This is a genomic window from Streptomyces sp. NBC_01267, assembly GCF_036241575.1.
Classification (GTDB): Bacteria; Actinomycetota; Actinomycetes; order Streptomycetales; family Streptomycetaceae; genus Streptomyces.
Map to the genome: position 1 here is coordinate 2,724,922 of NZ_CP108455.1, position 22,284 is coordinate 2,747,205.

Below are 22,284 nucleotides of genomic sequence, written 5' to 3' on the forward strand. Positions count from 1 at the left end.
CCGGTCATCCGGCTTCGGCCAACTCCGCATCGAAGTGCATCTGCGCACGGTCCAACGCATCGTCCGGATCGCACCCGTGAGCACGGAACCAGTGGAGGAGGTCGGCGATCACATCGATCGCCACCTCCTCCGCTGCGGTCCGGCTCAGCACCGTCGGCGCGACCGCACGTGGCCGTTTCGTCGCGCCGAACAACGCGAGCATCGCTTCGGCACGCGTCACTCGCGGGCTTCCACTGTGGCCGTTCGGTGAGAGCAGGTCAGTCGCCAACTCGCACCAGGTGACCTTGCGATCCGCGCGGAGCAGGACGCCCCAACGGTCGGCGACGGCATCCACCAACGCCACGCCGCGGCCGGTCTCGGCGTCCACGCCGGCTTCCAGGAGCGTCGGCAACGCTCGTGTGTCCGGATCATGGATCTCGATACGCAGACACGTGCCGTTCATGGAAACGGCGAGTGTGGTCGGTGTTCCGGCTCCCACGTGCTTGATGACGTTCACCACCAGTTCGGTCACGCAGAGCTGGGCGGCGTCGATCAGCTCCGGCAGGCCCCACCGGGTCAGATGCACATGCATCACGTTGCGGAGCCCGGCCACCTCCTCAGGTTCTGCCAGGAAGGGAAGCTCCCACGGCTTACGCGAGATGCACGCGTCTCGGTACACATCCAGCCCCTCTCTCTACCCCTCCACCACCCACGCAGCGGAGCGTGACCGCCGGCACACGATGCGTGGCGACTCTCGATAGAATGGCGGTGCGCGTCCCTTCATGCAATATGCAGGACGCGAATCCCACGAACGAGTGATTGGCAGGCATGTCCTCCGACGCGGAGACTGAACACCCACTGACCAAGAGGAGGTTGGGATGGCAGGTTCACCAACGGCACGCCGACGACGCCTTTCCATCGAGCTGAAGAAGCTTCGCGAAGCCAACGGCAAGACCTGCGCCCAGGTCGGCGAAGCTCTGGACTGGAGCGGTTCCAAGGTGAACCGCATGGAGACGACCCACGGGAGGATCCAGCCCTCCGACATCGATGCCCTGTGTCGTTTCTACGGCACGGACGAGGAGATGCGGGACTTCCTCATGTCGCTGGCGCGACAGGCCAAGACGCGGGGCTGGTGGCAGGCTCACGGCAGTGGCGTCCCCTCCTGGTTCTCCATCTACGTGGGTATGGAGCAGGACATCTCTACGTTTCGGCAGTACCAGTGCGAGTTCATGCCTGGCCTTGTGCAGACCGCTTCCTACGCCACTGAGATCCACTTGGCCACCAGCTACCTGTCCCCGGAGGACCGCGAGCGAGCAGTGAACGTGCGCATGGAACGGCAGGCCATGCTGACCCGGCCCGGCGGACCGGACGTGTGGTTCATCGTGCATGAGGCGACGTTGCGGAACATCGTCGGAGATCGGGGACTGATGCGTGAGCAACTCGAACACGTCCTGGAGGTCGCAGACCTGCCCCGCGTCACCTTGCAGGTACTGCCGTTCGACGCAGGGGCCTACCCAGCAACGGGCCCGTTCACCATGCTGGGCTTCCCTGATCCCGAGGATCCGGACATCGTGTACCGGGACGGCATCACCGATGCCACCTACCTGGAATCACCCGACGACGTACGCGAATACACCAGATCCTTCGACATGCTGCGGGCATCGGCCGCAAGCCCGCAACGGTCCATCAGCCTGATCAAATCCACCTTGAAGGAATACGCCAGATGAACGCCTCACTCCTCGCCGAGACCTCCAACCACACGTGGTTCACCTCCAGTTACAGCAACGGCGCAGGCGGGGAGTGCGTGGAGTGTGCACCGAGACAGGGCGGCATGCTGGTACGGGACTCGAAGCGGCCACATACCGCTGAGCTCTCGGTGAGCACGATGGCGTGGGCCGGATTCGTAGGGGCAGTGCGCTCCGGTGGATTCGTGATGCACAGCCGCTGTCACTCCTATTAGGCAGCAGCCCCGTCCTCCGCCGCCTGCACCATCCGGACCAAGTTGGCGATGTCCTTGTCGAAGGTGAACTCGCGCAGCATCGTCGTCGGCCGACCGGCCTCCAGTTTCCAGACGAAGTTGTACAGCACCGGCGCCCCCTCCTTGACCCGGCGCATGATGAGCGACGCGTGGCCGCCGTAGATGCTGGTGGCCACGAACGTGACGTCGTCGGTCGGCTCTCCGACCAGCCGGCCTCGGTCCCGGAGGGCCCGGAAACGGTCCATGAAGTGTCTCTTCGTCAAGGTGGCCACCAGGCCCGACTCGTCGAGGCGCAGGGTTTTCGAACTGCGGGTCGTAGAGAGCGTCCAGCTTCTCCACGTCCATGGCGAGTCCGGCGTCGAGGTACTCCCGCATACGGTTCACGAGTGCCTGGTCCATGGTTGAGGGTGGCCCACCGACGCATGCCCGACAGCCGCTGGCGGCGTCGCCGGGGGCAGCGAGGCGGCGGCGGGAAATTCGCTTGATCCGCCTGATTACCGTTCCCGTATGACTACTACTACGACAACTGCGGCGACTGCACCGACCACACCAACTACGCCGTTCCGGCTGGCTGAGATCACTGCCGCCAACTTCGATGACGCGATCGGTCTGAAGGTCCGTGCCGATCAGGAGCACCTGGTCGCGCCGGTCGTGAAGTCGCTCGCCGAGGCGTACGTACACCCGGGTGTCGCCTGGCCCCGGCTCATCCTCGACGGTGACCGGCCCGTCGGTTTCCTCATGGCGTTCCTCGACATCGACTTCGCGGGCGACGGCACGGGCACCGACATCCGCTCGGGTCTGTGGCGGCTCAACATCGCGGCCGGGGAGCAGGGGCGCGGCTGTGGGCGCTTCGCGGTGGAGGCCGTGGCGGCGGAGATCCGGCGTCGTGGGGGCAGCCGTCTGACCGCCAGCTGGCATCCGGGCGGGGACGGGCCCGAGGGCTTCTACCTGGGGCTCGGGTTCCGGCTGACGGGAGAGACGAGTGGGGATGAGACCGTCGGGGAGCTGTTCTTGGAGTAGGAGTGCCGGGCTCGGAGTAGGAGTGCCGGGCTCGGAGTCGGGCCGAAGGCCGGGCCGTCCCTGCGAGGTGGCCCGTGGGACTGCGGCAGAGGGCGGGGCAGTCCCCCCGGCGTTATCGTGGGATCGCGGACCGGGCAGGTGCGTCGGCAGCACGGCCTCCGCCGACCGTCCACCCCCTCATCTACATCTCAGGAATATCCATGATCTTCATCACCGCCAAGTTCCGTGTCCTGCCCGAGTACGCGGACGCGTGGCCCGACATCACTCGCGAGTTCACCCAGGGCACACGCGCCGAGCCCGGGTGCCTGTGGTTCGACTGGTCCCGCAGTGTCGAGGACCCCACCGAGTACGTGCTGGTCGAGGCCTTCCGCGACGGCGAGGCCGGTGCCGCTCACGTCGGCTCCGACCACTTCATCGCTGCCCAGAGCACTCTGCCGCCCCACCTGGTGGAGACCCCGCGGGTGGTCAACGCGACGATTCCGCAGGAGGACTGGTCCCTTCTGGGGGAGATGGCCGTCCCGGAACGGAACTGAGGCAGACCGCACAGCAGAGCGGCGGGGGCGTGGGCGCAGGCCCCTCGCGTACGGCCGGGCGTGGGCTCCTCGCGTACGGCCGGCGGGCTCCTCGCGTACGGCCGGGCCCGCTATCCGGCGGCGGTCAGGATCTTCCCGTACGTCGTGGAACTGTGCCGGACCGTCATTCCCACCCGTTCGTACAGCGACAGCGCGCCCGTCCCCGAGTGGGTCCACAGCGTGCAGGTGCGCTGTCCCCGGCGGTAGAACGCGCGGAACGACTCCTGGAGCAGTACGCGGGCGATTCCGCGGTTGCGGTGGTCCGCCCGTACCGCGACCCGGTCGATGTAGCCCTCGCCGGATGCCGGGGCGTCCAGGGCCAGTACGGCGCCCGCCATGCGGTCACCGGCGTACGCCACCCACGAGGCCGACGGTACGAACGTAGGCCGGTCGACCGCGAGTTGGGCCCATTCCTCGTACGGCTTCCGGCGCTTCTGCCAGCCCGCGAACGCGTCCTCGGTCAGCTCGTACGCCGCCCGTTCGTCGCCGGGGCGGAACGGTCGTACCTCGATGCCCTCCGGCGGGGCCGGTACCGGTGGCTCCGTGGGCAGGGTGATCTCCAGTTGCCACTCGGTGACGAACGGGACGTACCCACGGGAGCGCAGCAGCGTGGCCGCCGCGCCGTCGCTGTCCGGGACCGTCTGGGAGAGGCGTTCGCTGCCGCTCCGGCGGGCCCGGGTCTCGGCCCAGTCGAGGAGTGCGGCGCCGAGGCCCCGGCCCCGGTGGCCGGGGTGGACGTCGACCGTGCTGCGGCGACCGCCGGTCACCCGGGCTCGGGCGGCCAGTTCTCCGGCCGGGCCGTGTACGAGGAGGGTGTCGGCCGCCAGGTCCGGGCCGGGCCGTACGAGTTCCGCCGCGACGGCCTCCGGCCCGGTCTCGGCGCGGCCCAGCAGGTCGCGTTCGCAGGCGGCGACCAGGTGGTGGACGGCGCGGGCATCGGCGGCGGTGGCCGGGCGGCTTCGGTAACCGGTCGGCAGATGCGGAGCCGGGGCTGGGGCGGGAGCGGGAACTGAGGCCGCGGCCGGAGCCGCGGCCTCGGCCGGAGGATCTGTGTCGGTCATGGGTAGACCATGCCCGGTGCCGTCAGTTTTCGCCGCTCCGTGCGACCGCGGCCGGTTGATCGGGCCAGTCGACCGCGTACGCCGCGTCCCGTCCCGTACTGATCCGGGCGAACCGCAGCAGCTCCCGGAGGATTCCGGCGTTGCCCATGGCCCAGCCGTTCCGTGGTTCGAGGACGCTGGGGTTGACGCGGTGCTCGATGTTCGACCAGCGGGCGCCGTGCTCGTCGACCGTCGCCCGGGAGGCGATGTCCGCGACGAGGACGCGTGCGAAGTCCAGCCCGTCCCGCTGTTCGACGGACCGGTCGCAGGCCAGCGCCAGTACCCCGGCCGTACCGCAGCACCGGCCGCTGTTGTCCCAGAAGCCGGGGCGCAGCCGTTCCGGCAGGCCGGAGTGGGTCACGGTGTGCCAGCAGCGGTCCGCGAGCGCCGACCAGGACGGGTCCTGGAGTACGGAGCCGAGCAGCCGGAACGTCTGGGCGTCGCCGGCCGGGCCGTGGCACCAGCCGTAGCTGTAGCGCTCGATGATGTCCGGCTTGTGCTGCGGGTCGGAGTGCGGGACCAGGAATCCTTCGGCGTCCGCTTCGTTGCGGGCGACCACGTCCGAGGCGCCGTCCACGGCCAGTTCGACCAGGTCGGGCCGGTTCGCGGCCCGGCCCACCGCGGCCAGCGCGTGCACGATGCCCAGCGTGCCGTGCGAGATGTGGTGGAAGCGGGCCGGTGTCCCGGCCCGCACCTCCCAGTGCACGCCACCCGCCGTGGGTTCGGCGGTACGGAGGTAGGGCGTCACGGCGAGTACGGCCAGCTCGGTGTCGCCGACGGCCAGCGCGCCCAGTGCGATACCGGCGTTGCCACCGATGAGTTCGAACAGGTCGCCCCAGCGGGTCCCGTCGAACCGTTCACGCACCCGCACCAGCGCGCGGTCGGCGGCGGCACCGGCCGCCTTGTCCCCCAACTCGGTGTGGACGGCGTGGAGCGCGACGGCCATCCCGGCCAGGCCCCCGTACAGCGAGCTGGCCTCCCACTCCGCCACCGCGGCCTCGATGGTCCGCGCGGCGCGCAGGGCGGCGTCGCCGTACCGGTCGTCGCCGAAGTGGCGTCGGCCTTCGAGCAGGGCCGGGATGATTCCGGCGGTGCCGCTGTAGAGGTCGAAGTCCAGCTCGTTGTCGCTCGGTGTGTCGGTCCACACCAGGCCGGTGCGGCTTCCGGGGCCGGGGCCGGTGTGCGTACCAGCGCCGGGGCCGGTGCCGATACCACTGCCGGTTCCGGTGCCGGTTTCCTTCGCCGACCGGAGGAGCCACTCCAGAGCCTGCCTGCCCAGGGCCTCGGCTTCCTTCGGTAGTGCTTCCTCTGTGCCTTCTGTGCCCTCTGTGCTCTCTGCGACCTCTGTGCGCTCTGTGCCCTCTGCGACCATGATCCGAGCCTGCCACAGCCCTCCCCAGCCGGAACAGGCGCCGTACGCAGACGAGTTCACCCGATCCGGGACCCGGCTCCGCCGGACCTCGACCTTCTGCCGCTACACGTCGAGCACGGGAACCTTGCCCTTAAGGGACACCTGATGCCCCTTCCGAAGCGCCCTGAGCCAGGGAGAATGGGGGCCAACTCCCCGCCCCGTGGAAGGAACCGCCGTGCACTCCCGTGACACACACCCCGCACACCACCCGGACCAGGCGCTCGGCCGCGCGACGGGCGCACGCCCGCGGGCGCGGACGGGTGGGTCCGGGAACCCCCTGCAGACCTTGCACAACTCCGCGGGGAACGCGGCGGTGGCCAGTACCGTGGCCGCCGCGAGGGCAGGTGGGCAGCAGCGCGCGGGGTCCGCGGTGCCGGTGCAGAGGGCGGAAATGCGGAACACGCCCCAGGGTCAGGCGGAGGGCTTCGGCGGCTCCCTCGACAACGACGACCTCCGGCTGCTCGGCGAGACCGCCCACCGGGTCCAGCAGGTCATGGATCAGGCGCGGGCCAAGGACCCGGACAAGGAGGTGATGCTCTTCATCGGCGTCGGCACGGGCAACCCGGCGAGCGCCTGGGGCAACCCCACCAGCGGTGGCACCGGCACGATCACCGATGCGCACCAGCACTCCCCCGGCTTCCTCTCCGATGCGGAAGGGGCGGGCTACACCGTCATCGCTGTCAATTTCAACGTCGGGGGCGGGAAGGACATCTCCGAGTCCGGTGGCGGGGGCCCCGTGGTGAAGCTGAACGTGCCTGCCCGCTTCCCGCTCGACGCGGCGGGACAGGAGAAGGCGAAGGGCGCCCTGGACGCACTCCACGCGTCGGCCGGACAGGCCACCCGCTTCGCCGTCATGAACGCCGTCACCCAGGCCGACTACCAGCCCCTGATCAACCTGGCGAACGCCAAGTCGAAGGGCCAGTCCGCCTACCTGAAGTCGTACATGCAAACCGGCGCGACCAGCTCGTTCTCCCCGATGAACAAGAAGAAGGGGCTGCACACCGACGGCGGCACGTTCGCCTCGATGGGCGAGGTCTTCCCCGCGGACGCGTAAGGGCAGGTTGATCCGGCTCCACCGGCCGGCGGCTTCCCAGGGCGAAGGGAGCTGCCCTCTCCTGGTCCGACCTCCCGTGTAAAGCACGCTTGACAGCCTTCCAGGGTGACAAGCATGCTTTACACGTGAGAAACACGGTCAGAGACCTGCGATCGTCACGCGGACTCTCCCAGGGGCAACTCGGCACGGCCCTGGGGGTTTCGCGGCAGACGATCAATGCCATTGAGACCGAGCGGTACACGCCGTCCCTGCCGCTCGCCTTCTCTCTGGCCAGGTACTTCGGGGTCAGCATTGAGGAGATGTTCCATGTCGAAGACGGCCCAGCAGGTGGCTAGCAACCCACGGCGGTCGATCCCCGCCTTCTTCCTCGGGATCGGCTTCGTCTGCCTGGTGACCGCGGCTGTCGGCGGTCACCTCGGCATCGGTCTGGTGATGCTCGGAATCATGGCGGCCTGCAGTCTTGCCGTGGTCCTGCTGGCGCGGCGCAGCGAGACCTACCGGGGCCTCACCGAGGCACCCGACGAACGCTTCGCCCTGATCGGCCAGCGGGCCTGGGCAGGCACCGGAGTGGTACTGACCCTGGGAAACCTCTGCGCCTTCATCGGCGATCTGGCGTCCGGCCGGAGCGGCAACCCGTACTACTGGCTGCTGGCGACCGCCGCCCTCTCCTACGTCGCGTTCGTCGCACTCCTTCGCCGACACACGTGATGCGTGGCCACCAGATCCACGCGTAGGCCGTCAGCTGGGCTCGGGCGCCGGCCGGCCGCCGCGCAGGAGCGCGCGGAGGTGGCCCACACGGTCGGGCACCAGGTCGGCCGCCAGGGGCGCCGGAGCAGGGTCGGCCAGGCTGCGATCCCCCGTACGTACGACCCCGGCGCACTCCCCGCAGATTCCCGTGGTCTGGCCGGACGGCAGCGGGTCGCGGCAGTCCGCGCACTCCGCCGGGGGCGCGGCCGGGGCCGCTGCGTCGCGGCTGGTCCGGTGGGCCGGAAGCTTGCGCTCAAGTCGCGCGGCCAGGAAGGACTTCGGCGCGTGGACGACCGGGGGCAGGCCGTCGGCGAGCAGGGAACGGGTCTCCAGTTCGGTGACGCCCCGGTCCAGCCACCGGGCCGCCATGGGGGCCAGGGTGAGCGAGTCGGCGGCGCTCAGTGCGAGCTTGGGTTCGTGGACGCCGAGGCGGGCGAGTAACGCGGCGGCGCGGGCGAGGAGTTCGGGCTTCTGGGCACCGGCCCCCGCCCCCGCTTCTACCGGTCCCGGTCCCGGCTCGCGCGCCGGATCCGGCTCCTTGGGGGAGGGTTCTTTCTCCTGGTTCTTTTCCCCTTCGGGGGACGCTCCCGCCTTCCCGCCTGCTGCCCGGCCGGTTCCCGGCCGCACGGACGTCGGGCTCCCGGTCGGCGTCCCGGTCGGCGGGCCCTCCGCACCGTCCGCCCTATCCGCACCTGGCGGGCTCTCGTACACGTACGTCTCGGTACGGAGTCGGCCCGTCGTCTCGTCCCGGTGGGTCCGGCGTACGTAGTACCCGTACTGGATCAGCTCGTCCAGGGCCTGGGCCACACCCCTGCGGCCCAGTCGGGGGTTGCGGTCGGCCAGCGTGCGTACGTCCTCCCGGGCGCCGTCGGGCAGCGAGAGGAGGTGGCAGAGGATGCCCCGGGCCGTGAAGCTGAGTCTGCGGTCCCGTAGGACGGAGTTGGCCAGGACGGTGAAATGGCGCGCGTGGGCGCTATTGTGGATGCGCATCGAAGTCCTTCGCTTGCTCTTCGGTGTCGGACCCCGGGGTGTTTGCTGCACCGCCGGGGTCAACTACGTGTGGTTTGCGTGATCTGAGCGTATCCGGGCGTCCTTTTCAACTGTCAAGCCCAGTACGGCACTTGCACGCCTTTGACGGGATGCGATCGATCTGGCGCTGCACCTGGCTGGTCAAGTGGCGCTATCTGGCAGCCCGATGCGGCGTACCTGACATAGCTGGCATACCTACTTCCCTACCTGGCATACCTACTCCGCATCGGTCACGCCCTCGCACTCGCCTCCACCTCAGCGGTCTCCAACACCTCACACAGGCGGCCGACCTGCCCCTCGTCCAACGCCAGCAGTTGCTGTATTTCGCGCAAGTCCTGGCGCACGGTACGGATCCGCACCTCCTCGGGGTCACTCGCCAGCAGTTCCGTCAGCCGCACCTCCGTCGATTCCCAACGGGACTGCGCGCATGCGGCAATCAGGAGATTGCCACGGGCGCGCGCAGCGGAAATGGGGGAACCCCCTGTCTGTTCGGTGAATAATTCCTGGGCACGCAGCCAATGGGCGTGCTCCTCCGACCTTCCTGCCATGTGGCACACAACGGCCAGTTCCAGGGCGTACCAGCCGTCGGAAGGGTCGAGTTGAGCCGCACGGGAATAGTCGGCGATCGCCTCTTCATACCGTCCAGTAGAGCGATAGATATCCGCCCGATTGACGAGGGCCCACAAGTAACCTGGATAGATCGCGAGCGAGCACGTCAAATCAGCCAAGGCTTCTTCGCGCCGCTCAAGTTCCCCATAGATCCGCCCACGGATCGCGAAGGCCCAGCTGTCATCGGGGTCGATCTCGATCGCGCGAGTGAAATTGGTGAGCGCCTCTTCATAGCGCCCCACCAGGCGGTAGATCTCCCCGCTGCCGGCCCAGGCCCGCCCAAGTCCCGGATCCAGTTCCAGGGCAGTGCCGCAGTCCGCCAGCGCGCGGCCGTACTGCTTGGCCTTGCGGTGCTCGCGGGCGCGGACCGTGTGCGCGAGAGCTCTGTCTTTCGTGCCCAGTTCCGTACGGGCCAGGAGCAAGGTGAGGACGGCAGTGAGCACACCGGTGCTCTCCTCGGCATCCGCGATGCTCTCCAACTGGCGGCCCAGCATGGCGAGCGAATCGGCTCCGGCGTCCCCTCCTACCCGGACAAGCAGCTGACTCCAGCGGTTCATCTCCGCCGTGCCAGGAATGCAGGACCACACCGTCTGGCCCAAGGCAGCAGGCAGCGCCTCCCGAGGATCGGCGCAGAGGCGGTGATACATCTCGTTGAGGTGGTGCTCCCACCAACCGGCGTCCCACAAGCATGCCCTTTCCCTACGGAGGACACGTTCGACTGCCAGTCTCCGGCTCCTGAACACGTCGGCCAGTCGCAGATGTTGCTCCCGCCAGCGGATCGGTGACTGCTTCCGCTGCAGGCGCAGCATCTGCGTACGTACGACATCGTGGTACCGGCACCTGCCCGCCTCACCGCTGATGAACGGCAGGCCCTGGAGCCAGGCGTACTCCTCGCCCGTACCGCCGCCGCTGTCTCCCTCCCCCACCGCCACCCGGTACACGTCCTCGTCCAGCCGCAGCGGCAGCGCACACGCCAGCGCCGCCGCCCGCCGCTGCGGGTCGCTCTCCCATTTCAGGAAGCGTTCCACGGCGGTGTCGGACGGGTCGCCGACCGCAGTCGGCTCGTGCGGGTTCTTCTGCGCGAGCATGTCGACGAGGACCGGGAGCCTGCCGGACAGATCGAGGATCGCGTCGATGACCTCGTCCTCGGTGACGCCACGGGTCGCCAGCAGCCTCCTGGCCTCCTCATCGGTGAACACGTCCAGCGGGATCTCGGCCACCAGGTCCAGCCAGTCGCCCCACACCCGGGCGTTGAGCCTGCCCTGACCTGCGGCCACGGCCACCGTGTTGAGCGGCAGCGAACCGTACCGGTCCGTCATCAGGATGTCGCGCAGCCAGGTGTCGAGCACGGGCGCGGTCCGTTCGTACGTATCGAAGAACAGCGCCACCCACGGCCTGCGCTCCCCCGCCTGGGCCAGCCCCTCCAGGAAGGGCGGGGTCAGCATCCGTACGGGGTCCAGGACCAGTTGCACGTCGTCGTGGCTGCGGAATCGCGCGCTCAGCGAGGCGCGCAGGCGGTCGGTGCGCTGGGCCAGTTGCCGGGGGTCGACCGCGCCGGTGAACGCGCCGACACCGGGCAGCATGCCCAGACCGGTGAGGCCCGCCTGGACGGCGAGGGTGCTGGACAGCGACGCGCCGCCCGAGTCCGTACCGCCGGGGTTCGCCTCCGACTGGAGCGCGGGGGACGACTCGGCTTCCTGACGGCGCTGCCGGTACGTCGCGAGGAGACGGTCGAAGTCCTTGAACGGCAGTCCCTGACCTCGGAGTTGAGCACTGACCGACTCCATCACTTCGAGCGCGCTGTGCACTTCGTCCCCGACGGAAGCGATCGCCGCGCCCTTCTCGCGGGCCACGTCCTCCCACTGCCGCACCAGCGTGGTCTTGCCGACGCCCGCGTTGCCGTGGATGTGGAAGAGGAACTGGTACTGGTCGTCCTGCGGGTCCCGCGCGAAGTTGTCCTGGAACGCGGCGATCTCACCGCGCCGGCCGACGAACCCCGTTCGCCTGCGGCGCCTGATGATCTCCTGCCGTGACGGCACCTGTCCCGACACCTCGCGTCACCCCCGTAGCTCGCGGTCTCCCTCATGATGACGACTGCCCCCACCGCACGAGAAGTCAGTCCCCGAAATCTCCCCGGGGACAGCCCTGTGCCGCCGCCCCCGGGAAGGGACGACGGCACAGGTATCACGATGGCGTACCGCTACGGATGCGGCAGCGGATCAGGCGCCGGCCTGCACCGGGCCGATCTGGGTGCCCGCGTCGACGCGGAACGAGCCCTCGGCGAAGGACTGGCCGGGGATCTCCCCACCGGGAGCCATCAGCGTGAACCGGGCCTCGTCGGCCTTGGCACCCTTGCCGGTGCTCGGGACCTGGATGTCGAAGTGGACCGGGTGGCCGGGGCCGAAGGTCACTGCGGTGGTCTGCGTTCCGTAGGACTTCGCGGTGACCCCGTCCCGCGAACCGTTGTTGTAGAACTGCACGCCGCTGGGGGAACCGGCCAGCTTGCAGGACGAGTATCCGGGTGCGGCAGTCAGGGTGACGCGGTAGTGGCTGTGGCCCGCGCTGCTCGCGTCCTGAGCGATCTTCGCGATGTGGTTCGCCGGACGGCAGGAGGACGGCGCACTCGCGGCGGCTGTTCCGGACGCGTGCCCCGTCGTGGATGCCTGCGCGACTCCCACCCCGGCCGCTCCTGCGAGAACAGTGGCGGCAATCGTCACGACGAGCTTGCGAGACTTACCCATGGCCAACTCACTTTCCTTGGTACCGGGTTCGGCTGGTCGAGTCCGAACCCCTTCAGCGGACAGCCTGCCTCGCCGATCCCCGTGGGTTTGTCACAGCGGGGCAACGCGACTGCTACAGAGGAGGGGGCGACCGGTCGGACGTGTCTGCTTGCCCTGCGGACCGACCCACAGACCGCTGGACCGGCCGAACCGAGTCGGACCCGCTTCCGTTTGCCCGGGGGCCGGGCGGGCGACATGCTGGGCCGGTGCCAGGACAGCGTAAGCGCAGGAATCAGCAGCGGGGCGGGCCCCTGCGGGGTGCCGGTGCGGGCCGTTGGGAAGTGGTCTTCGAGACCCAGGACGCGGCGGAGTGGCAGAGCGCGGTGCCGCGCATCCGCGCCGAGCGCGGGCTGACCGACGCGTCGATGCTGCGGGTGGAGACGCTGTGCGGACGCACGGAGCAGCCGACGACGTACCGCCTGAGCGTGTTCGTGCCTTACCCGACGGCGGAGCGGGCGGACTGACGGGCGTGGGGGTCTGCGGTGCGGGGCGGACCAGGTCTGTTACGGCCGCAGCGCCTCCGCGCGTGCCGTCAGCGGGCCGATGAGGAGCGGCAGGCGCCCGGGGACCCTCTCCCGTACGAAGTCCGCCAGCTCCATCGCCGTCAGGGCGATGCAGTACGCGAGTACGTCCGGTCCCGCCACCCGCTCACCGGCCGCACGGATCAGGTTCCAGGCCGACTCGTCCACCTCGTCCTCCGTGAGCAGCGTCGCGTAGTCGTACGCGCGCGTGCCGCTGCCCAGCGCCTCGATGTCGACGGCGACGGGGCGGCCGTCCGGTGGGACGACAACGTTCGCGAGGCGGAAGTCCCCGTGGACCAGATCGCCGGTCGGGAGTTCGACCTCTCCGTACGCCTGGAGCAGCGCACCGACCGCCGTGATGAAGCGACGGCCGTCGGGTCCGGTGGCGGCCAGCCGGCGGCGTAGCTCGGCGCCCCCGTCGGCCAGCCACTCGTACACGTACCGCGACCAGCAGCGCTCCGGGTCCGGGTCCAGGCCGCGCTGGCTCTCCAGGAGCGGAACGAGCAGGCGCGCCGTGGCGTCGGTCAGCCTGTCGGCCTTGCCCCCGGGTGCGAACTCCTGGATGTGGTACGGGAATCCAGCCTCGGTGACGCCGGTCGCCACCCAGGCCGGAGTCATGTATCCCGCGGCACGCACCTCTGCCACGGCCTGCGCCGCACGCAGCGTCCGGGGCACCAGGCCGGGGTTCGGCGACCACTTCAGGACGGCCCGGCCCGCATCGGAACCGGTCTCGTCGGCTCCGGTCAACAGCCAGGTGTGGGACTGGAATCCGCCGGTGAGCGGGCGGTCGAGGCGGAAGCGGGTTCTGTGCTCGCGGTTGGCCCGGGTGAGGATGCTGCGAGCCTCGGTAGGACCACCGGTTGCTTCGTTATCCGGCGCGGTCAAGGCGGTTCGCTTCGTCGTACGACTCTCGGGCGTCGAGCAGTTCGTCCCAGTGTTCCGCCGTCCAGGCGCAGGCGACCGCGATCGTTCGGAGCATGCTGCGGCCCATCGGCGTCAGTTCGTACTCGACGTGCGGGGTGGCCTCGGCGTAGACGGTGCGCTTGACCAGGCCGTCGCGTTCGAGGGCGCGCAGTGACTGGGTCAGGACCTTGGGGGTGACGCGGCTCAGCGGCACGCGCAGTTCCGAGAAGCGGCGCGGGCCGTGTTCGAGGCAGCGGATGACGAGCGCTGCCCACTTGTCGCCGAATCGGATCGGGTTGAGCGAGGACGGGCACAGTTCGTCGAACATGTCGGCGGGTAGCGGTTCCCTCATGGACTCAGCCTAACGACCTCACCCGCGATGGAGAGTGGATCAGCGAGCGGCGTCATGCGGCTTCGCATCCAAGGCGGAGGAGGGAGCGGATGGGGTCTCCTCTGCACGAGCGGAGCCGAGAGCTCGGGGAAGGAGCCCTCGTGACTGACGACAACGCCGGAGGCGGAGCCGCAGGGCGTCGGGAGCCCGCTCGCTGTCGCGGGTGAGGTCGTAAGGGCTGTCCGGCCGGTATCCCTGTGGTAACCGGGGTCCTCGATAGCGTCCGAGGACTGGCCGGGGTGCTCGAACTCCGGCTCTGGACATGGGGAGTTCGTCGTGAACATTGTGGTCTTCGGTGCCGGGGGCAGGGCCGGGCGGCAGGCCGTCGCGGAGGCGCATCGGCGCGGACACCAGGTCACCGCCGTGGTGCGCGACCCTGCGCGCCACAGCGATCTGACCGGCGCGCGGGTCGTGGCGGGCGACGTCATGGACGCGGCGAGTGTCGAGCAGGTGGCCGCGGGGCATGACGCCGCCGTCAGCGCCGCTGCGGACCTGTCCGTGGCGCCGCACGAGTTCTTCACCGAGTCGTCCCGCGCCCTGGCCACCGGCCTGGCCGGCGCGGGCGTGCACCGTCTCGTGGTGGTCGGGCTCTCATCGGTCACGCCCGGCGCTTCCGGCGCCCTCCTCATGGACGAGCCCGGCTACCCGAACGAGTACCGGTCGTTCGGCCTCGGCCACGCGGCGGGCCTCGACGAGCTGCGGAAGTGTGACCTGGACTGGGCGTACGTGGCCCCGGCGGGCGACTTCGACCATGAGGGCACGCGCACCGGCCGCTACCGGATCGCTGAGCACGGCGACCCGGCCAGCCGGATCACGTACGCGGACCTGGCCATCGCGCTGATCGACGAGGCCGAGACGCCCCGCCACCACCGGGCCGCCGTCAGCGTACGGGAGGCGTGACCGCCGCTGGACGGGTGGCCAGGGGTGGCGGACCCGGTGCGCGGTGGGACGGACGGCGGGCGCGGTGGGACGGACGGCGGGCGCGAGCGTCGGGTGCGGTGGGACGAGCGGCGTGCGCGGTGCTGTCCGCCGGAACGCGGCTACCCGGGGATTTCCCGTGGTGCGTCCCCGACCGAGTCGATCAAGGGGGTGAACTCCGTGTAGACGGCGGCCGGTTTGGGTGAACCCCAGATCTGCTGGGCGAAGGAGCGCAGCCATGGGCCGAGGCTCTCCGACACCTGCTGTTCCGTCTGGAAGTCCGGGTTGTCGCACCAGATCGACAGGTGGCTCCCGGACATCGGCGCGCCGTCGGCCAGCTGGGCGTCGGCCCCGGGGCTGCTCATGAACGTGCGCGGCGTCCAGACGTCGTAGAGGTCCTGCGCGGACTTCTTACCGGTCTCGTGCTGCTGGTCGGGGGCGAGGATGAAGTACAGGTGGTCGCCGTGCCCGTTGAGCACGTCGTATCCGGCCCGGACGTAGTCGTCCACCGAGGGTTCGTCGGCGTTCCAGCGGATCCAGACCTCGACCTCCGCGCTGTGGTCGATGTCGACCACACCCTGGCCGGGGACGACGTGGTCGTTCCAGATCTTGGCGCGCTTGCCCTTGCGGGTGAGCAGGGCGATCAGGCCGTTGACGTAGATGTTGAAGCCGTCCTGGAGCGTGGCGTTCGGGCCCGCGGTGTGGCGGGCGTACTCCAGGAGCTGCGGGGCGTTCTCGCCCGTGATCCGGTTGGTGTCCCAGGGGTATCCGAAGTACTCGTCGCCCCCGAGGTGGAACCAGGGCCCCGGGAAGAGGTCCGCGTACTCCCCGATCAGGTCCGCCACCAGTTCGCGGGCCGCGGGCTTGCTGTAGTCGAGGTTACTGGCGTCGCGGGTGCCGTCCTTGCGTACGAGCTGGAGCTCGGGGTGCGCCTGGAGAAGCACCGCCAGATGCCCCGGGGAGTCGATCTCGGGGACGATCGTGACGTGGTGGCGTTCGGCCACGGCGATCAGGTGCCGCACCTGGTCCTTGCTCAGCGCGGGACTCGTCACCACCTCGGGGTGGGTCTCGCTCTCGATCCGCAGGCCGAGGCTGTCGCTCAGGTGGAGGTGCAGCGTGTTGAGCTTGAGCCAGGCGAGTTCGCGGATCTTCGCTTCGAGCCACTCGGGGGTGAAGTGCTTGCGGGCGACGTCGACCATGAGGCCGCGCTGGGCGTACTCCGGCCAGTCGGTGATGCTTCCGGTCGTCTCGTGGCGCTGCCGGAGGACCTGCAGGAGGGTGCGGGTGCCGTGGAAGACACCGGCGGCGGTGCGGCCGGTGATCACCAACACCCGTCCGCTGTCGATGCGGTACGCCTCGGGGGAGGCGGAGCCGGGCACCGGGCCGAGCCGGAGCGCGAGGTCGTGAGGGCCGGGCCTGGAGGACACGGTGATCCTCGGCGGATGCTTCACGTGGCCTTCCTGGACCAGCTCCGCGGCGAGGCTCCGGGCCTCGGACCGCAGGGCCCCCGCGTCGTCCGGCGACAGGACGAGGCGGGTGGCGGGGCTCGGGCGCCAGGCCGTGCCGCCCGGCGCGAAGTGCTGTACGGCCGGGATCGTCGGTGGTGACTGCGGAGACAGCGGTGACAGCAGTGGCTGGGGCGACCGGGGTGACCGGTGGGCAGCCGTGCCGGCGGCCCACGCCGGGTTCGTGGCGCCCGTGAGCAGTGCCGATCCGGCGAACATGCCGACCGTCACGGCCGACCTTCTGCTGAGCATGTTCTTCTCCCTCGCTCGGAAACCGCCGGGCACGCGTGCGAGGAGGACGCATCCGCGTGCCCACGGAGGGGTACAGGGTGCCGGGCCCGCCCCGGGGTGTGAGGGGGGCGGGCCCGGCGGGGTCAGTGCCGGCGCTTCGCAGCGGTGCCGAAGACCGTCTTGTAGTCGGGCGAGGCGTTCGGGCGGCCGTCGACGCCGCCGAGGACCGTGCCCTGGTTCACGAGCTGCACCGAGTCGGGGCCGACGCCCGGCTGTTCGGCGGTGACCGCGAGGGCCACGGTGTTCTGGCCCTGCGCGGTGAGGAAGCCCGACGGGATGACGAACTCGGTCTGCGGGCCGACGTTGTTGACGTACTGCCCGGTGTTCCAGCCGTTGACGAAGATCTGGACCCGGTACTTGTCCGCCCGCTCGCTCGCGTCGTTGATCCGCAGACCCACCGCCGTGTCGGTGCCACGGGCCAGGTCCAGCCGTACCGCCGTGCGGTACCAGCGCACGCCCGGCCGGTCGCTCTTGAGGGACCGGGTGGTCGGCCAGGAGGAGTCCGGGGCGCCCGGCAGATGCCAGCCCTCGCGCTCCCCGTGGAGGCCGCCGTTGTTGTAGAGGCCGCGCACGACGTCCACCGGGTCCGGCCCGCCGAGCGCGCCCTGGATGCGCCAGTCGACCTTCCCCGAACCGGCGATGGCGACATCGGCCAGCCCCCGGCCCGTCTTCGACCTGCCGTCGGACGACCAGTCCTCGTACTGCCCCATGTTCCGTACCAGGACGGCCAGCACAGCGGGTTCGCCCGGCCCGGCCAGGCCCGCCGGGACCGTGTACGTGGCCGAGCCGTCGCCCTGCGCACCGAGGTAGTGGCCGTTCAGCCAGGTGAGGGCATCCCCGGCGGTGCCGGTCTTCACGGTGACCTTCACGGTGCTGCCTGCCGCGGTCGGGGTGTAGTGGCCGCGGTACCAGGTGTCGCCCTCGTGGAAGCCGTACTCGTCGGTGTCCAGCACCACCCCGGATGCCGCGCCGGGGCCGTGCGCGGGGTTGGCTGCGGTGGTCCGGTCGGCCTTCGTCCAGGCCGAGTCGTCGTGGTCCGGGGAGCGTTCGGGGTCGGAGTCGGCGACCCGCCACGCGGCCAACTGCGGGAGTGCCACCGGCTTTCCGGGGCCCGGCAGGGTGGCGACCAGCGCGCCCGCCGCGTCGCGGCGCGTGGCCAGCGGGCGGTTGTTCCAGGTGAGCACCTTCACACCGGTGGGCACGAAGACCCGCAGCGGACCGGATTCACCGGTGTCGCCGGTCAGCGCCAGCCGGCTTCCGGTGACACGGGCGGTACGGGCCAGTTCCGGGCCGGTGAGCAGGACATCGCTCTGCCCGGCGTCGAGCTGCCAGATGCGGGCCACGCCGTCCCGGTCGGTGATGAGCAGGGTGAGATCGCCGCTGCCGCCGCCGGTGATCCGGACCGTACGGGTCCCGGAGTGCGCGTAGTTGAGCCGCAGCTCCTTGCGGTCCGCGTCCCAGGTGGTGGTCACCGGGGAGCCGTCCAGGGTCGTGACCTTCGGCCTGGTGTCGTACCGCAGCACGGTCTCGCCCGCCTCGCCCTTCGTCCCGTCCAGGACGAGCAGGTCGCCCCCGGCGGACAGGTGGGTGAGTATCTGCGAGGTGGAGTACACCAGGCGGTGCGGGCCGAAGGCGTAGTCGGCGACGAGGGTCTTGGCGTCCCGCCCGGCGATGGTGATCGTGGTGTCCTGCTGCTGCGGGACGCGCGGGTGGTCCGTGTCCAGCGCGAAGGTCACCTGGCTGGTGGAGGTGTCGTTGGAGTCGGGGTGGCGCAGCATGATCAGGCGCATGCCGCCGCCCGAGACGGAGGTGGTCCCGGCGTCCTCGGTGGACAGGCGCTGCCGGGCCTCGACGGGCCCGCCCCCGGTGACCGTGACGGCGGGTGCTGCCACGGCCTGGGCGGAGGCGATGGGCGTCACGGCGCGCTGCAGGTAGCCGAACTCCTTCTGCACCGCCAGCTTGGGCGTGATCCGCCGGTTCTCGGATATCGCCGCACCGTAGTCGTAGGAGGTGAAGCCGGACCCGGGGTCGCCGGTCCAGCCCCAGTTGGTGCCGCCGTACTCCATGTAGTAACTGAACATGGTGACGCCGTTGGTGAGGTTGTTCACCGCGAACTGCCGGGTGAAGGCGGGGTCCACGAAATTCCCGCAGTCCTGGGTCTGGAAGTCACGGCCCCAGGCGGTGAACGCGCCGCCCTGCCCCTCGGCGATGAACACCGGGGTCTTCGGCGAGTAGCCCCGGACACGGGACTCGAAGTCCGGCAGGGTGCCACGGCCGCCCGCGCAGTCGAAACCCAGCGGGTAGGTGTCGAAGGCGTAGAGGTCGAGCTGTGAGCCGCCCTTGCTGCCCGGGGTGTTCCAGCCGTGGCCGTTGCCCCAGTCGTTGTGGAACAGCGGCACCGTGATGCCGTCGGCCTTCACCGCCGTCTGCAGCTTCTCGATGTAGTCGGTGTGCTTGGACGAGTTGTCGATCTGCTCGTTCTCCACCTGGTAGGCGAGGACGCTGCCGCCGCCGTCGGTGATCTGGTGCTTGGCGATGATGCGGTTGACGGCCTTCAGCCACTCCAGGTCGGCCGCCAGGTTCTGCGGGTCGGAGGTGCGCTGCTCCCCGGCGTAGGTCGTCATGTACGGGGGCAGGCCGCCCATGCTGACCTCGGCGTTGATGTACGGACCCGGGCGGGCGATGACGTACAGCCCCTCCTCCTCGGCTGTCGTCAGGAGCCGGTCGACATCACGGACGCCGTGGAAGTCGTAGGAGCCGGGCTTGCTGGAGTGGTAGCCCCAGAAGAAGTACAGCGAGACGGCGTTGAAGCCGGACGCCCTCATCTTCTGCAGCACGTCGCGCCACTGGTCGGGGCTGGGCAGCCGCCAGTAGTGGAACTCGCCGGACCACACGGCCAGCCGACTGCCGTCGATCTTCAGCGACTTGGCGTCCCAGGTGACGGCGTGGGGCTTGCCGTCACGACCTGCGAACAGCCGGCGGGCGGCGTCCGTCGCGGCGGTCGCTGTCGTCGCTCCCGTCGCACCCGTCGCGGCCGGGGACCGGTGTCCGGACGGTGCTGCGGCGGCGGGCAAGGCGCCGAGTACGGGGGTGGCGAGGGCCGCGGCGAGGCCGGTCAGGCCGCCGACGACCGTGCGCCGCGACGGGGAGCCGCCGGTTCGGCTTCTTCCAGGACCATCTGGGAAATGGCTCATGACGCCCTTTCAGCTGATCGGTGGGAGGTGCGAGGTGTACGCGGTGCGGTGTGCTGTGCCGTGCGCGGTGTGCTGTGCGGCTTGCGCGGTGCAGATGTACGCGGTGCTGTGCTGTGCGGCTTGCGCGGTGCAGATGTACGCGGTGCTGTGCTGTGCGGCTTGCGCGGTGCAGGTGTACGCGGTGCTGTGCGGCTTGCGCGGTGCAGGTGTGCGGTGCGCTCGTGTTCGCCGGGCGCTGTCCGTGGCGCGCTCACGGCCGGGGTGCGGGCCGAGCGGTTTTGAGTGGCTCACGAGTGGTCTAAACCAATTGCGTGCCTGGCAGCATCTCGCGCCACCTACCCGGGGTCAAGAGGTTGTGGGGGATTCTGTGCGGCAAGCACGGTGAACTCGTTGGATTGTGGTGTGATTTGTCGCCGATCCGCTCCCTCGCGCGCGAACGGAACACGAAGGAAACGCGGAAGAGAACGCGAAAGGAAGGGGGGTGGGGCGCACGAGAACCCGGCTGATTACTCTCGTACGCATGCCAAAGATTCCCGCAGCAGCCGTAGCAGCCTCCGGTCTCGTAGGCGGTTTCGCCGTCGCCCGGTGGACAAGGAAGCGCCCGCTCGGCGGTGTCGCGCTCGCCGCAGCCGGGGCGGTCGCCGCCCGGCAGTGGCAGCAGGAGGCCGGTACCGGCAAGGCCGCCGCGCTGACCGGTGTCTATCTCGCCGCGTTCGGCGGGTCCCACCCGCTCGCCAAGAAGATCGGCGCCTGGCCCGCCGTGTTCTCCGTCGCCGGAGTGGTGGCCGTCGCCTCCACCGTGGTGGCCCGGCGGGCCTGAGCGGCCGCCGGGTGACCGTTGGGACCCCAGCACCCGGGCCACCCCGGGACACCGGTCACGCCCCTCGATACGCCCGGATCACGCTCCGAGCGCCCGGGACACCGAGTAGATCACCAGGCCCGCGAGCGCGCCGACCACCGTGCCGTTGATCCGGATGAACTGCAGGTCACGGCCGATGTGCGCCTCGATCTTGCGGGAGGTCTGCTCGCCGTCCCAGCCCGCCACCGTGTCCGAGATCAGCGAGGTGATCTCGGAGCGGTAGGTCGTCACGACGTACACCGCGGCGTCCTCCAGCCACCCCTCCAGCTTCCGCTGGAGCCTGGTGTCGGTGGCCAGCCGATTGCCGAGGGACAGCAGCGAGGCACGGGCCCTGAGGCGGAGTTCGCTCTGCTCGTCCTCCGCCGCGGAGATGATCATGGTGCGTACGGACGCCCATGCCGAGGCGATCACGTCCTGCACCTCGGAGCGGCCCACCAGGTCGGACTTGAGCCGTTCCACCTTCGCCCGGACCTCGGTGTCCGACTGGAGGTCGGAAGCGAAGTCCGCCAGGAAGCGGTCGAGGGCGCCGCGCGCCGGGTGGGCGGGCATGTCGCGCATCTCGGTGAGGAACCGGAGCAGTTCCTTGTAGACGCGGTCACCGATCCGCTTGTCGACGAACCTCGGTGTCCACCCCGGCGCCCCGCCCTGGACGGCGTCCATCACCGAGTCCGAGTGGAGGACGAGCCAGTCGTGCGCGCGGGCGCACACCAGGTCGACCACGCGCCGGTGGCCGCCGTCGGCGACGACCCGCTCCAGCATCTTGCCGATGCCGGGGGCGACCTCCACGGCGTTCGCCCGGCGGGTGATCGCCTCACCGACGACCGCCTGGACGTCCGAGTCACGCAGCACGGTCAGGGCCCCGCGCAGCGCCGTCGACAGCTCCGCGGTCACCCGGTCGGCGTGTTCGGGCTCCGCGAGCCAGGATCCGAGCCGTCCGCCGATGCCCACGGCGCGCAGTCTGGCCCGTACGACGTCCTCCGACAGAAAATTCTCGCCGACGAAGGAACCAAGTGACTCGCCCAACTGGTCTTTCTTGTTGGGGATGATCGCGGTATGAGGAATGGGGAGGCCAAGTGGCCGGCGGAACAGTGCCGTCACGGCGAACCAGTCGGCCAGCGCGCCCACCATGCCGGCCTCGGCGGCGGCCACCACATAGCCCGCCCAGGACCCCGACCCGGTGTGCTCGGCCCAGGTGGCGAGTACGAAAATGAGGGCGACCAGCAGGAGAAGTCCGGTGGCGGTCGCCTTCATCCGGCGGACACCACGGCGCTTCTCCTCGTCGGCCGCGCTGGGGGCGACGGAGCCCAGCGGAGCAGTGCCCGGGACGCCACCCGCCCCGGCTGCGCCACCGGCCCCGCTGCCAGCTTTACTGTCGGGTTCTCCGTCAGCTTTCCTGTCGGTACGTTCCATCAGTTCCGCCTGC

Annotated in this window: 23 protein-coding genes; 10 read left to right on the plus strand and 13 right to left on the minus strand. The window is 70.1% G+C overall.

Features of this window, described 5'->3' with window-relative positions; genetic code table 11:
- Positions 1-4: 4 nt before the first annotated feature.
- Positions 5-640, minus strand: a complete 636-nt coding sequence (locus OG709_RS12370; protein ID WP_401272954.1) for an ATP-binding protein — start codon at positions 638-640, stop codon at positions 5-7.
- Between the two features lie 217 nt (positions 641-857).
- Between OG709_RS12370 and OG709_RS12375 the strand changes: the two genes are divergently transcribed.
- Both OG709_RS12375 and OG709_RS12380 read left to right on the plus strand, forming a co-directional pair.
- Positions 858-1,706: a helix-turn-helix domain-containing protein gene (locus OG709_RS12375; protein WP_329166058.1), complete on the plus strand. Its 849-nt coding sequence runs from the start codon at positions 858-860 to the stop codon at positions 1,704-1,706.
- Positions 1,703-1,939, plus strand: coding sequence for a DUF397 domain-containing protein (locus OG709_RS12380; RefSeq protein WP_329166059.1), 237 nt, complete (start codon positions 1,703-1,705; stop codon positions 1,937-1,939). Before OG709_RS12375 ends, OG709_RS12380 begins: the two co-directional genes overlap by 4 nt.
- Here OG709_RS12380 and OG709_RS12385 read toward each other — a convergent pair.
- Positions 1,936-2,202, minus strand: coding sequence for a hypothetical protein (locus tag OG709_RS12385; RefSeq protein ID WP_329166060.1), 267 nt, complete (start codon positions 2,200-2,202; stop codon positions 1,936-1,938). The genes OG709_RS12380 and OG709_RS12385 overlap by 4 nt on opposite strands.
- Positions 2,203-2,464: 262 nt before the next feature.
- On the opposite strand from OG709_RS12385, the gene OG709_RS12390 reads away from it, so the two are divergent.
- Positions 2,465-2,977 carry a GNAT family N-acetyltransferase gene (locus tag OG709_RS12390; RefSeq protein WP_329166062.1) on the plus strand — a complete coding sequence of 171 codons (513 nt, stop codon included), beginning with the start codon at positions 2,465-2,467 and terminating at the stop codon, positions 2,975-2,977.
- A 200-nt stretch (positions 2,978-3,177) separates the two neighbouring features.
- Positions 3,178-3,510 carry a putative quinol monooxygenase gene (locus tag OG709_RS12395; RefSeq protein ID WP_250298646.1) on the plus strand — a complete coding sequence of 111 codons (333 nt, stop codon included), beginning with the start codon at positions 3,178-3,180 and terminating at the stop codon, positions 3,508-3,510.
- Between the two features lie 110 nt (positions 3,511-3,620).
- Here the strand turns inward: OG709_RS12395 and OG709_RS12400 are convergent, their stop codons facing one another.
- The gene (locus OG709_RS12400) at positions 3,621-4,610 is read right to left on the minus strand and encodes a GNAT family N-acetyltransferase (protein ID WP_329166066.1); all 990 of its coding nucleotides are present in this window, start codon (positions 4,608-4,610) and stop codon (positions 3,621-3,623) included.
- 22 nt (positions 4,611-4,632) lie between these two features.
- Entirely contained in the window at positions 4,633-6,021 is a 1,389-nt protein-coding gene (locus tag OG709_RS12405) for a lanthionine synthetase LanC family protein (RefSeq protein WP_329166068.1), read from the minus strand.
- A 214-nt stretch (positions 6,022-6,235) separates the two neighbouring features.
- Between OG709_RS12405 and OG709_RS12410 the strand changes: the two genes are divergently transcribed.
- From OG709_RS12410 to OG709_RS12420, 3 genes are all read left to right on the plus strand, one after another.
- Positions 6,236-7,114 (plus strand): hypothetical protein, encoded by an 879-nt coding sequence (locus tag OG709_RS12410; protein ID WP_250298649.1) that lies wholly within the window; start codon positions 6,236-6,238, stop codon positions 7,112-7,114.
- Positions 7,115-7,239: 125 nt separating this feature from the next.
- Positions 7,240-7,449 (plus strand): helix-turn-helix transcriptional regulator, encoded by a 210-nt coding sequence (locus tag OG709_RS12415; protein WP_329166070.1) that lies wholly within the window; start codon positions 7,240-7,242, stop codon positions 7,447-7,449.
- Positions 7,421-7,822, plus strand: a complete 402-nt coding sequence (locus OG709_RS12420) for a hypothetical protein (RefSeq protein ID WP_329166072.1) — start codon at positions 7,421-7,423, stop codon at positions 7,820-7,822. Before OG709_RS12415 ends, OG709_RS12420 begins: the two co-directional genes overlap by 29 nt.
- A 30-nt stretch (positions 7,823-7,852) precedes the next feature.
- Here the strand turns inward: OG709_RS12420 and OG709_RS12425 are convergent, their stop codons facing one another.
- The 3 genes from OG709_RS12425 to OG709_RS12435 form a co-directional block, all read right to left on the minus strand.
- Positions 7,853-8,851 (minus strand): helix-turn-helix domain-containing protein, encoded by a 999-nt coding sequence (locus OG709_RS12425; protein WP_266642989.1) that lies wholly within the window; start codon positions 8,849-8,851, stop codon positions 7,853-7,855.
- Positions 8,852-9,120: 269 nt separating this feature from the next.
- Complete coding sequence (locus OG709_RS12430) at positions 9,121-11,538, minus strand: tetratricopeptide repeat protein (protein WP_329166074.1); 2,418 nt, start codon at positions 11,536-11,538, stop codon at positions 9,121-9,123.
- 180 nt (positions 11,539-11,718) lie between these two features.
- On the minus strand, positions 11,719-12,240 hold the full coding sequence (locus OG709_RS12435) for a DUF4232 domain-containing protein (protein WP_250298652.1): 522 nt from the start codon (positions 12,238-12,240) through the stop codon (positions 11,719-11,721).
- A gap of 245 nt (positions 12,241-12,485) precedes the next feature.
- Here OG709_RS12435 and OG709_RS12440 point away from each other — a divergent pair, with 245 nt between their 5' ends.
- The gene (locus OG709_RS12440) at positions 12,486-12,743 is read left to right on the plus strand and encodes a hypothetical protein (protein WP_250298653.1); all 258 of its coding nucleotides are present in this window, start codon (positions 12,486-12,488) and stop codon (positions 12,741-12,743) included.
- A gap of 39 nt (positions 12,744-12,782) precedes the next feature.
- Here OG709_RS12440 and OG709_RS12445 read toward each other — a convergent pair whose 3' ends face one another.
- Positions 12,783-13,685 (minus strand): phosphotransferase, encoded by a 903-nt coding sequence (locus OG709_RS12445; RefSeq protein WP_329166077.1) that lies wholly within the window; start codon positions 13,683-13,685, stop codon positions 12,783-12,785.
- A complete protein-coding gene (locus tag OG709_RS12450) occupies positions 13,669-14,055 on the minus strand; it encodes a winged helix-turn-helix transcriptional regulator (RefSeq protein WP_250298655.1) in 387 nt (128 codons plus the stop codon). Before OG709_RS12450 ends, OG709_RS12445 begins: the two co-directional genes overlap by 17 nt.
- A 315-nt stretch (positions 14,056-14,370) precedes the next feature.
- On the opposite strand from OG709_RS12450, the gene OG709_RS12455 reads away from it, so the two are divergent.
- Positions 14,371-14,994, plus strand: coding sequence for an NAD(P)-dependent oxidoreductase (locus tag OG709_RS12455; protein WP_329166080.1), 624 nt, complete (start codon positions 14,371-14,373; stop codon positions 14,992-14,994).
- 140 nt (positions 14,995-15,134) lie between these two features.
- Here OG709_RS12455 and OG709_RS12460 read toward each other — a convergent pair whose 3' ends face one another.
- From OG709_RS12460 to OG709_RS12470, 3 genes are all read right to left on the minus strand, one after another.
- A complete protein-coding gene (locus OG709_RS12460) occupies positions 15,135-16,769 on the minus strand; it encodes a beta-N-acetylhexosaminidase (RefSeq protein WP_329166081.1) in 1,635 nt (544 codons plus the stop codon).
- A 122-nt stretch (positions 16,770-16,891) separates the two neighbouring features.
- Entirely contained in the window at positions 16,892-20,002 is a 3,111-nt protein-coding gene (locus tag OG709_RS12465) for a beta-galactosidase (protein WP_329166083.1), read from the minus strand.
- 9 nt (positions 20,003-20,011) lie between these two features.
- Positions 20,012-20,293: a hypothetical protein gene (locus OG709_RS12470; RefSeq protein WP_329166085.1), complete on the minus strand. Its 282-nt coding sequence runs from the start codon at positions 20,291-20,293 to the stop codon at positions 20,012-20,014.
- Positions 20,294-20,522: 229 nt separating this feature from the next.
- Between OG709_RS12470 and OG709_RS12475 the strand changes: the two genes are divergently transcribed.
- Positions 20,523-20,822, plus strand: coding sequence for a hypothetical protein (locus OG709_RS12475; RefSeq protein WP_250298670.1), 300 nt, complete (start codon positions 20,523-20,525; stop codon positions 20,820-20,822).
- Positions 20,823-20,900: 78 nt separating this feature from the next.
- Here the strand turns inward: OG709_RS12475 and OG709_RS12480 are convergent, their stop codons facing one another.
- On the minus strand, positions 20,901-22,271 hold the full coding sequence (locus OG709_RS12480; protein ID WP_250298671.1) for a DUF445 domain-containing protein: 1,371 nt from the start codon (positions 22,269-22,271) through the stop codon (positions 20,901-20,903).
- Positions 22,272-22,284: the final 13 nt, after the last annotated feature.